Source organism: Moorena sp. (assembly GCF_982860115.1).
Map to the genome: position 1 here is coordinate 1 of NZ_CEYLVT010000014.1, position 11,410 is coordinate 11,410.

The 11,410-nt window shown below is 42.4% G+C and carries 9 protein-coding genes; all 9 read left to right on the plus strand.

Translation table 11 applies throughout. The features are described 5' to 3' along the window. The first annotated feature begins 63 nt into the window (after window positions 1-63). Window positions 64-429 carry a four helix bundle protein gene (locus AC4II3_RS04330; RefSeq protein WP_293078422.1) on the plus strand — a complete coding sequence of 122 codons (366 nt, stop codon included), beginning with the start codon at window positions 64-66 and terminating at the stop codon, window positions 427-429. A 781-nt stretch (window positions 430-1,210) separates the two neighbouring features. After that, window positions 1,211-1,942, plus strand: a complete 732-nt coding sequence (locus tag AC4II3_RS04335) for a response regulator transcription factor (protein WP_488008847.1) — start codon at window positions 1,211-1,213, stop codon at window positions 1,940-1,942. 447 nt (window positions 1,943-2,389) lie between these two features. Next, window positions 2,390-3,010: a hypothetical protein gene (locus tag AC4II3_RS04340; protein ID WP_488008849.1), complete on the plus strand. Its 621-nt coding sequence runs from the start codon at window positions 2,390-2,392 to the stop codon at window positions 3,008-3,010. Between the two features lie 131 nt (window positions 3,011-3,141). Beyond that, window positions 3,142-3,471 carry a hypothetical protein gene (locus AC4II3_RS04345; protein ID WP_488008851.1) on the plus strand — a complete coding sequence of 110 codons (330 nt, stop codon included), beginning with the start codon at window positions 3,142-3,144 and terminating at the stop codon, window positions 3,469-3,471. Between the two features lie 5 nt (window positions 3,472-3,476). Beyond that, window positions 3,477-6,284 (plus strand): hypothetical protein, encoded by a 2,808-nt coding sequence (locus AC4II3_RS04350; protein ID WP_488008853.1) that lies wholly within the window; start codon window positions 3,477-3,479, stop codon window positions 6,282-6,284. A gap of 101 nt (window positions 6,285-6,385) precedes the next feature. Beyond that, the gene (locus AC4II3_RS04355) at window positions 6,386-7,093 is read left to right on the plus strand and encodes a hypothetical protein (RefSeq protein ID WP_488008855.1); all 708 of its coding nucleotides are present in this window, start codon (window positions 6,386-6,388) and stop codon (window positions 7,091-7,093) included. 368 nt (window positions 7,094-7,461) lie between these two features. Continuing rightward, the gene (locus tag AC4II3_RS04360; RefSeq protein ID WP_488008857.1) at window positions 7,462-8,457 is read left to right on the plus strand and encodes a hypothetical protein; all 996 of its coding nucleotides are present in this window, start codon (window positions 7,462-7,464) and stop codon (window positions 8,455-8,457) included. Further along, complete coding sequence (locus AC4II3_RS04365; RefSeq protein ID WP_488008858.1) at window positions 8,458-9,255, plus strand: hypothetical protein; 798 nt, start codon at window positions 8,458-8,460, stop codon at window positions 9,253-9,255. It abuts the gene before it with no gap. Between the two features lie 131 nt (window positions 9,256-9,386). Continuing rightward, window positions 9,387-11,216, plus strand: a complete 1,830-nt coding sequence (locus AC4II3_RS04370; RefSeq protein WP_488008860.1) for a hypothetical protein — start codon at window positions 9,387-9,389, stop codon at window positions 11,214-11,216. The last annotated feature ends 194 nt before the right edge of the window (window positions 11,217-11,410 follow it).

An 11,410-nucleotide genomic window follows, 5' to 3' on the forward strand; every position in this document is an offset into this window, starting at 1 on the left:
GGGGTGTGGGGTGTGGGGTGTGGGGTGTGGGGTTGAAGAAAGATAGTTTACTTGTATCATATAATGACAATAGAATCTTATCGTGACCTAAAGGTTTGGCAGGTAGGGATGGATTTAGCTCAGATGTCCTATTTAGCTACTCGTCATTTTCCCAAAGAAGAACTTTATGGAATGATTTCCCAGATTCGCCGAGCATCAGCTTCAATTCCAGCTAATATTGCTGAGGGATATGGAAGAAAAACAAGACTTGAGTATATTCAGTTTTTATATATTGCACAAGGTTCCCTCAAAGAATTAGAAACTCATCTTCTACTATCGAAAAGGGTGAAGTTAGGGTCGGGTGAAGTTATTGACTCCCTTCTTAGCCAATGCGAGTCGAATGGTAGATTACTATCAGCTCTAATTCGCGCCCTAGAAAACAAGAACTGATTTTCCCTACCCCCCACCCTTATGAGTAGGGTGTAGGGGGTGGGGTGTGGGGTGTGGGGGAGAAGAAAGCGATGCAGCGCGGTCTTGGGGAGGCAGCGCGGTCTTGGGGGTCCCCCCCATGAGCGACTGCCGGGGTTTCCCCCACTCGCTATTGCATCAAGACAATGTACTTAATTTGTCGTTCAAAATTATCATTTCTTTGTTGTTTTCCTTTTCCTCTCCCTCTGGGTCGCCCCATGTTTGACCCTAATGTAAAAAACCTACCCCCTACACCCTACACCCTACCCCCTACTCCCTACCTCATAAGGGTAGGTTTTTTACTTTGACCTCAGGTGTGGGGTGTGGGGTGTGGGGTGTGGGTGTGGGGGATAAGAAAGCGATGCAGCGCGGTCTTGGGGGAAACCCCCGCATGAAGGAGCTGCATCGCTTGTTCGTTGTTTTCCTTTTCCTCTCCCTCTGGGTCGTCCCATGTTTTACCCAAATCTAAAAAACCTACCCCCTACACCCTACACCCTACCCCCTACTCCCTACCCCTGACGTCTTTGTTAAAAACCTACTCTTATGAGTTGTATCATCAGGGATATTGAGTCAAAGCGCTAATCAACCGATGGAAACAATTTCGGTAGGTGGCGACTCATGATCACAAGCTTGCTGATCAATCTTGAGCTATGGAGCGCGTTCGCGTAGCGTGGCCTACGGCCGATCGCTTCCATTTTTTTTTGGGTTGTTAGGTTAGCACACACATCCTAAGTTGTCAATTTCGGTATCAGTGTTCTAGTCTATGGTTATGAACGTAGTCAAAGAAATTCGGGTGTTACTGATTGAGAGGGGTGATTTAGCGCAGTTGGGTCTCAGAAAAGTCTTGGAGCAGTACAAAGAAGTCAGTTTGGTCTCTCAAGTTTCTAGCATGCGTCATGTGGCGGCCTTTTTAAAAAAATCTAACCCGGACGTAGTAGTCATTAATTTAGAGCCTTCAAACAATAGTGATGCGTTATTGCGATTAGTCAGAAATTGGAAAGTGGCATTTTTTACTAACATATTGCTGCTATCTTGGGACACATCAGAAGAATTTGTTATAAGCGCTTTTGGGGCTGGGGTAGATTCTTATTATCTAAAACGTATCAATTTTCCGAAAATTAATGTAGACACCAGTACTTTCTTAGATGCTTTGAGAGCTACCTATGAAGGGCAACACTGGATTGATCCAGAAATAGCTGGTTATCTCCTAAAAAATAGTATCAAGTCACCAGTTAAGAATTTTTCTGGGATTACTTTAATCAATTCCTGTGAGCCTGACTATTATCAGATTCTTAGGGAAAATCCACTGACTGAACGGGAACTAACTGTCTTGGAATTGATCGTAGCCGGTTATACAAATGACGAAATTGCCGAGCGATTATTGCTAGGTCTTGGCACAGTTAAAACTCACATTCGGTCTCTGCTTTGGAAACTGTGCTGTGACGATAGAACACAAGCAGCCGTGCAAGCACTTCGCAGTGGTTTGGTGAAGTAGATCCCAAGATTGGGTTAGTGGTTAGCAATTAGCAACTAAAGTTTAGTTATTAAACTTTAGTTGTTTAAGTTTAAAATTAAGCCAAATAGCGTATTAACCACTAACCACTAACGCCTCTACCTATAGGTTGAGTTTCAGCGGTTTTTTTGTTAAGTTTTTTTTCTTTTATCAGAGTTTTCTTAAAATTAAGTTTATTTATCTATTCCTTTTGGACGAGTAACATTTGAAGACTGTTGGGGAGCTGTGCCAATGATACTGAGAGGTTAAGTAATTGTAATCCCTGGGGTGAAGCAATTACAATCATTTAGGTTATTCAAAATGCTCGTTAAATCAGTAACATTTATTAATCAAGATAAATTGAACTATTCCTCTGGGATCGCTTTTGCGATTTAAAAATTTTCTGTATCACAATAAGAGTCAGAAAATTTACGGAAAGAAAAATCCACCATGGTCAACAAGTCCTCTGTTGCGATGTCACCTCGTCAACAACAGCGTTGGAAAAGTAAAGAAACTATGTTTGCTCAGTTGTTTGCTCAGTTGCTTGCTCAGTTGAAGCAAGTGCCCTTGGGCTATTTAATGGGCATGGCTGCGATCGCAATGGCATTGGATCTCTATATCAGTACCTCCGTCACTCCTTTGATTGCTGTATCATTTTTGATATGTCTAGTTGTGGGAGTGAAGTGGATTGGAGTTCAACCTAGTAATTCTGGGAATCAAATTCAACGGCTAATCAGGAAATATGGTTTAGGATCCTGTCTTTTCCTATTCGCTTTTCTGTGGTTTATGTTGGACTTTACCGCTGCGCCAGCCCATGCCCAGTTTTTCCAAGTCGCAGAAGATTGGCTAACTAGTGCTATTCCAGAAGTAGACTCCGATTTGGTGTCCCTGGTGTTTAACGTTTTACGAGCACTATTCCTCATTTATTTGGGTATTTCATTGGTAAAAGTCGTCAATGCTGCCCAACAAGATGATGACTGGAAAACCCTAGCCCGTACTCCAATCATCATTTTGATTGTAGTTACCTTGGGTGATCTTTTAGCAGGCTATATCACTGGCACAGGAGCATAAACTACGCGCTTATCTAATTTGCCTGTTGAGTTTTATCTAGCTGAAGGGATGAGTAGTCAGGGTTTTATTGAGATTGAAGGTTTTTTCAATCACTGATAGGAACGCAAGTCTGATCCAAAATAGCTTGACCTATGGCAAATAACTCAGAGCAAAAATTCCGTCGTGTTAACCGAACTCTTGATGAAAAACCGAGAATTGGTCCTATTCCAGCCGATCAGTTTATCCCCTGGGCAATAATTTGGGCAATTGCCTATTACATCGTCAAGGGAGTACTAGGAGCTAGTTGGGTATGGACATCTTGTTTCGGAGTTTGGGGTATGTCTACTTGGTGGGTGCTAACTTCCTCTAGCCATTGGAAATTTCTTTCTAAGTTTATACCTGTACCTCAATGGACAAGAGGAATGGGTAGATACCAAAGGCTTTTAGATGTTAAACGGGAAAAGGCAAAGGGCAAAGGCTAAAAAGTATGACAACAACTCAAGCTCACGATCAAGCTAAACAAAAGATGGGAAAGAAGCGGGTTGATGTAGGAAATGGTAAAAAGAAAACCTTAAAGCCGTTCGAGGATGACTGTAAATTAGCGAGTTTCCTAGAAGTCAGAATTGATGGATATGATGTTGGGGGATACATTCTCAAAAAAGGAGAAGCTTCCTATAAATTTGTGTTTGGTTTTGAATGTCGAGGCATACACACCACCTTACGCCAGGAGTTAATTGATCCAGTTTTTGATGCCATCGAAGCTGGGTTAAAAGATTTTCCAGAGCAAGAAACCCTCACAATTCACCTAACGTCTTTCACTGATGACACTGATAGACAAAACACGTTGAGTCAGCTGATTAAGGATACAGACTCTAACGAGTTAAAGTACCTGATAATGGGAGAAAAGAAGCGAATTCAAGACTTGACCAAAGGGGGAATTAGAAAGCCAAAGACGTTGTATTTATTTGCTACCTATACCGTAGAATCAGGTCGAGAGGGAGCATCTGATAAAATCGAAGAATTTTTGATGACAGCTACCAAGTGGTGGAACGGATTCATTGGCAAGCTGGATGAGTATGAAAAACAGCAGATCGAGAGAGTGATAGAGATTGCCTTTAATAATGGCTATCAATTTTGGGAAAGGCTGTTGAGTAATCAAATGGGTCTATCGATTCGCCCTCTTTCTGCTCAAGAGTGTTGGAATTATGTGTGGCAGCGATTTAATAATACACCACCTCGCTCAGTTCCCCAGTTGCTTTCCTTAACTGAAGCTGGAGTTACCGAGGAGGTTTACTCAGAAATCCACCCGGTTTCTCTGTTAATGGAAGACTATACCGCTATTCCATTTGCTGATCGACGTTGGATTAATCTCAAAGACCAGTATACGGCAGTCATGCTCTTTTTAGATAAGCCTGAGGGGTGGAGAAATAAAGAATCCCAAATGCGCTATCTCTGGCAAGTCATGGCAAAAGATGAGGTCTATGACACCGATTGTTTTTGCGAGATTTCCAAAGCGAATATTAAAACAGTAACCAGCAAAATGCATTCGCTGACGAAACAGGCAAATGTCTCCTCAAAATATGCAGAAGAGAAAAATACGATTAATGTTAAAGCACAATTAAATATTCAGAAAAATGTGGAGGCTCAAGCGGCTATCTATGAAGGAGCCGTACCATTTAATGTCTCGGTTGTTTTCTTAGTCCATCGCGATTCTCCACAAGAGTTAGATCAGGCGTGTTATACGTTAAAATCTTATTTTCCGCCACCAGCTTGGATGGTAAGGGAGACCGAATATCCTTGGAAAATATGGCTAGAAACCTTACCGATTTCCTGGAGTAGACTATTAATGCGTCCGTTTAAGCGATCGCATACCTATTTAAGCCATATTGCACCAGGGTTAATGCCAGTAGTCAAAACCCGGACAGTGGATAAAACGGGATTTGAATTAATCTCTGCTGAAGGGGGTACGCCAGTTTTTATTGACTTATTCAAACAGCATAAAAACCTAGGTATTTTCGGAACCACCCGCAGTGGAAAATCTGTTTTAGCATCAGGAATTATTACCCAAGCCTTGGCTCATGGTATCCCCATCTCAGCTATGGATTATCCAAAACCCGATGGCAGTTCTACCTTTAGTGACTACACCGCTTTTCTCGGGGATAAAGGAGCTTATTTTGATATTGGTCGAGAGGCAGTTAATCTTTTTGAATTGCCCAATTTAAAGGGATTAGATGGTAAACTACAACAAGAGAGACTTACAGAATACAAAGAATTCTTAGTCGAAGCACTAATGCTAATGGTTCTTGGCTCCACGACGTTTCATGACCGGACTTATACGGATAACATCAGAGCCATGTTAAGCTTAGCAATCAAAGCCTTTTTTGATGATGATCAAATCCATGACCGTTATGTAGCAGCAAATATCAATGGCTTAGACTCTCAAGAATGGCAATTAATGCCTACCCTGGCAGATTTTATTGATTTTTGTTCCTTAGAAAGATTGCGGGTTACCTCTGTATCTGGGGATATCCTTCAAGCCTTAGATCAAGTCAAATTGCGACTGAGGTATTGGATCAATAGCCGAGTAGGACAAGCAATTAGTCGTCCTTCTACCTTTAGAAGTGATGCTCAGTTATTAGTCTTTGCCTTACGGAATATTAGTAGTGACGAAGATGCTGCACTACTCTCCTTAGGGATTTACTCAGCAGCCTTAAGACGTTCTTTAGCCTCGCCAGTTAGTATATTTTTCATCGATGAAAGTCCCATTCTGTTCCAGTATAATTCCATTGCTGAATTAATTGGCAGATTGTGTGCTAATGGAGCCAAAGCCGGAATTCGGGTAATTTTATCGGCTCAAGATCCAGATACAATTTCCAAGTCTCCCAGTGCAGCGAAAATTTTTCAGAATATAACAACTCGCTTAGTAGGGAGAATTCAACCAACAGCAGTTGATAGCTTTGTAAATATTCTGAAATATCCTTCAGAGATTATTAACAAAAATGCCACAGAAGGATTTTTTCCTAAACAAGAAGGAATGTATTCTCAATGGTTACTCGATGACAATGGCATTTACACCTACTGTCGATTTTATCCCGGTTCAGCACTGTTAACAGCTGTTGCTAATAATCCTGAAGAATCAGCAATTCGTCAGACAGCAATGCGCTTACATCCCAAGGATAAAATTATGGCTATGCATTATGCTAGTAAAAAAATGGCAGAAATGCGTAATTCAGAAGTCCAAGTCGTGACTTCCAAGTTACCCGATCCGAGAGCAGAAGTTAGACTTCAAAATTAAGCCTTCAAAATAGAAGATGATCTAGGTGAGTCAGGGATACGCTTTTAGCTTTCAGTTTTCAGTCTTCAGCTTTCGTAACTATTCAATCAAGGAGTTCAATCATGGCGAAAAATATGACCAAAACTTGGATGCAGTTGTTAATTATTAGTACCCTAATTACAACAGTTCCTAAACCCGCCTATGCTTCTGGTGGAATTGTTGATAGTTTTGTTGGCTCGTTTGTTGAGGAATTTCAGAAGGTTAAGTCTTACTTTACAAATTTCTTCGATGAATTTACCAATCTACCAGAAACCATAGACAACGATTTGAAATCAGCATTGGAAGATTCCATGGGAGTTTTAGGTATCCCCTATGTGGAAGAGGTCAGAGAGTCAATTGAGGAAAGTTTCCAAAAAAGCGATTACCCAATTTATGAAGGAGACAAACTTGCTAATGAAGTAGAAAGGCAAGTTGCTAGAGCGTCAGCCTCTCGTGTTCTGAGTAAAGAAGGACAGAAGCAGTCAAGGGAGGAGCTAGAGCAAATGCAGGATACTGTTTCACAGGTAGAGGAATCAGCTCAAACAGCTCAAAATCAGACAGTTACTCAGAATGTGATCAAAGAAGTCGCTCTTCAGAATGCTCGTCAAGCCGCCATACTCGGCTCCTTGCAAGCCGCTACTGTTGAGGAAGCGCAACGACAAGAAATTTCTAACATGCTCCAAAGCAACATCTCTCGTGCTTTGGATGGACAAACTCAGGCAGATCAATACCAAAAACTGGGCGCTGGTATGGAAACTTTGAGAATTACCTCGTTAAGTGGCTTGTTTTAGTTAGCTAAAGAGTTAACTGTTGACTGTTTATCGTTAATTGTTAATCGTTAACCGTTGACCGTCAACAGTTATTTGGATCCAGAATTATTCAATAATTATCAATTCTGAACTGACACACTTAGCACTTAACACTTATTACTCCTCACTCACAACTATTTCTCTTATGTCTCCTTGGTCTAGCTTACCTGCTTGTCCCTATTCCTACCTTATTTGTTTATCCCCATGTGTAGCGATCGCCATGTCTACTTGTCCTTATATTCCGGATTTCCTCCGTCTGCCCATCTCTGCGAATTCTTCATCTACCCACTCTCCCCAATGTTTCAACTTTGCTGATCCCATCACTAATCACCTAAAGAGGTAATCATTAAATGATAGTCACCCCCAACTTAATCGCTCAATTTAGTAATGGAGCCTCTCAGATTATCCAGAATGGTCGTACCGGACAAATTGCGATCGCAGAAGCCATGAATGAGCTCTGGAGTGAAGTCCTCGGAGGTGGGTTGTATGCTGTGATCACTAAACTGGGGGTGTTTTTTGCCGTGGGAAGCTTAGTTCTATTCATGACTCAATGGGCAAAAGCCTTAATAGAATACGATGAGCCAATTATGTGGTCTGAGATCATCTGGCCGTTATTAGTCGCGGTTTTGTTAGCGAATGATGGAGCAATTTTAGCCAATGGCACCCACGGACTCAGAAGTGTAATCAACGATACCTCTAATTCACTACTGCAAAACACATCTGCCAGAATTTCTTTGCAAGAATCCTACCAAATTGTGACAGAAAATATTGGGGCGAAGGCGGTTATTGATTCCTTGGTTTCTCAATGTGATTCTATCGTCGATGTTCAACAACAGGTGGATTGTTTAACAAATGCAGAGAAACAAGCACGGGACTTTTCTAACACGTTACCGACATCTGAACAATGGTTCGATAAAGTTGGTTCATTGCTGAATCCTCTTAATGTTACTGAACGAGTCGGCTTTGCGTTACAAACCGCAGTAACGGGTTGGTTAATGTCGATTGGTATGGCCTTTCAGTGGGTAGCAGAAGTTTCCATGTTGCTAACCGGACTATTAGGACCATTAGCGGTTGGTGCCACATTATTACCTGTGGGAGCTAAGGCTATTTACGCTTGGTTAATTAGCTTTTTCTCTATCGGTTTAGTGAAAATATGCTACAACATTATTGTTGGTTTAGTCGCAACATTAATTGTTAATGCTGAGAGTTATAACCCCTTAGTTTTTGCTTTTGTCGCTGGATTAATTGCCCCCATCCTAGCGTTAGTATTAGCCGCTGGAGGAGGTCTAGCTATTTTTAATAGCTTAAACTCCTTCAGTGCTTTTGTATTAGGAGGCTTGAAATAAATGGACAGCACGACTAGTTCTCCTCAGAATAAGCTAAAATTTCTCCAAAGAGGTAAGAAGAGTACTTGGTTATCTAGTTTCAATGTGACGGATAGTCTGGGGATTATCTTAATTAGCAACTTTGCTTACAATACCTTAATTCTGTTTTTCCTCGCCCTGTTGTATGGCGCTCAAGCAAGGCTAGCTAATAAGCCAGCTCCTTCCTTGGTGCAATTGAATACTGGTGAAACCACTGCGGTAAAAACCATTGGGAATAAAGAACGGACACCAGAGGTAATTAAAGCATTTACCATTAAAACCATGAGTGACCTGTTTACTTGGACAGGACGATTACCTGGAAAAGATGGCGTTCCTTTTTCTAACTTAGACTCTGATCCAGGAGTAGAAATTCATGGCAAAGGTAGGCGTCGAGGTAAAATATCTACTCAAGCCTGGAAAGCTAGCTTTGCCTTAGCCGATGATTTTCGTGATCCGTTTCTCCTAAAGTTAGTAGACTTAACGCCATCAAACGTATTTAAAGGCAAAACACAATTTGCTTTTGTCCCCCAATTTGTCAGAGAACCTATTAAAATAAAAGAAGGAGAATGGACGATCGATTTGGTTGGCACATTAACCGTTCTAGATACTACCAATAATTTGCCCACCTATATTCCCTTCAACAAACAGGTGCATGTACGGGCAGTGGAGCCTCCTAAGTATTCACCAGGTATGGCAGACGATAGTCTACCTCCAATTATTGCTAAGGCGAGAGAGAAAGGTTTGGAAGTAGTAAGTATCAAAGATTTAGACTCGAAATAAACCTGAATCCTAAGTCCAATAGTCCTGAATCCAAGAGTCCACTAATCCGGGCATCCGTCGGTCTTCACACATCTGTGTTGTGGGACTAATGACTACAGCAACTGGAATAATTACAGCAACTGGGAGAAATTATGAAGCTATCAGATCTCAAAGACTTTGATGTCCAAAGTCTCGAACATAAATCTGAAGAAGAAATGAGTAAAAAAACTCTGATTCAGCAGAACAATGGTGCAGAGAATACCGCCCCGACATGGACAGAAGAATCATTAGCTGAGTTGCTAAAATTTGATACTAGTTATGACCAAGAACAAAATCCTAGCACTCAGGGGGTAATACCATCGACTGATGGTACCGCTGATTTAGATCCAGACTTAAATGTTACCCAAGCGGAATTCGCAAAATCCGGTTGGGCAAAAGGCGCTTCCGTTGGTGCAGTAACTGGGTCAATTGCTGTAGTCGCCGGATTAGTTTTTACAGGGATGACCTCCTTGTCTTCTAAGAAGAAATTGGTCGAAAAAGTTACTCCGATTCCCACCAGTGTTGAGAAGGAATCGGAAAACGCGACCGATTCTGAAATCGGACGACTGAAGACTGAATTAGCCCTAGCCAAGCAACAAAAACAGATCCAAGCCATTCAAGACAAAAAAAGACCAAAAACAACCATAGAGCTTGCCAAGTCAGAAGAAACTCCATCCCCATCACCGAAAACACCTCCACCACCTCGTCCTAGGCCAGCAGTGCGTTCAGCACCACCCCCTCCTGTGGTAAGAGCATCAACCCGTCCAGCACCCCGTCCAGCACCCCGTCCAGTACGGCAACCGGTGGTAATTCGTCAAGCTCCCCCACCCCGTCCAGTGCGGCAACCAGTCGTAATTCGTCAAGCTCCCCCACCCCGTCCAGTGCGGACAGCACCAGTGCGGACAGCACCAACACCACCCCCTGTGGCAAAAGCACCAACACCTCCACCACCTCCGCCAGCCCCAGCAGCAAAGATAGATCCCATGGAGCAATGGCTGGCTTTGAGTCAACTGGGAAGTTATGGTTTGAGTTCAGGGAATACTCCAGAAGCGCCAGAGCAAAATGTGGCGATGATGGAACCAAGCCCACAAACACAACCAGTAGCCCAAGGAAACAATAGGATCAGGGGACGCTCTACTATTGCTAGTACACAGTCAATCCCAACTGTACAGAGAGTTTCCCACTCTCCCAATCCTCCCCAACCCCTCAATGGATCTCCCGTTATCTTTGCTGATCAAGTTGCTATCTCAGAAGAAGCGAGTATTTTAGCTGGCAGAACGATTAGACGGAAGCTATTTTCCTTTGGTCAAGAAGCAGCTGGGGAATTAGTGACACCAATTGTTTGGACAAAGTCGAACCTATCTCGAAATTCTCAACAACCAAATTTGGATGAACGATTTGTGGTAAGTCTGAGTGAGCCTCTAGTGGATGAAAATAACCAAGTTTTGCTCAAAGCTGGTAGCAAAATTGTCTTTCTCTGTCACATGGTTGATGATAGTGGACTAGTGAATAGTGATGCGATCGCATTAATCATCGATGACCAAGAATATCAGTTACCCCCAGGAGTGATTAGTCTCAGAGGAGATAAAGGTAATCCCATGGTGGCGAATGTCTGGGATCGCGGTTCTGGTGATATCGCCAGAAATGACATGATCGCCTTCTTGTTTGGTTCTGCTGCCAAAGTCGGAGAAGTACTCAATCAACCTGAACGGAGTCAAATTATCACCTCCAGTGGTTTTGGCTCAAGCCAGTCTAGCACCTTCACTAGTCGAGACCGCAACCTATGGGGAGCAGTGCTTGAGGGAGGGTTTAAACCTCTTGCTGATGACATTGTAGAGCGTAATGCTTCAGCAACACGCCGACTACAAAATTTGCCCAAATTGTGGTATATGGGTGCCGGAAGTTCAGTACAAATTTTTGTCAACACACCCTTTGAGTTGTAGTAGCCTATCTTCTGAATTCAGATAGCAGTCGAAGTAAAGGTTAAGACATACTCTTGTTGCCTCTTCCCAGATCGGCTGTTCCCCCCTTATTAAGGGGGGTTAGGGGGGATCCGCTTTTCCCTTTAAACCAAAATAGTATGTCCTAAACTATACTTCCATTGCTATACATTTTGACGTTTAAATTTTTCATTTAA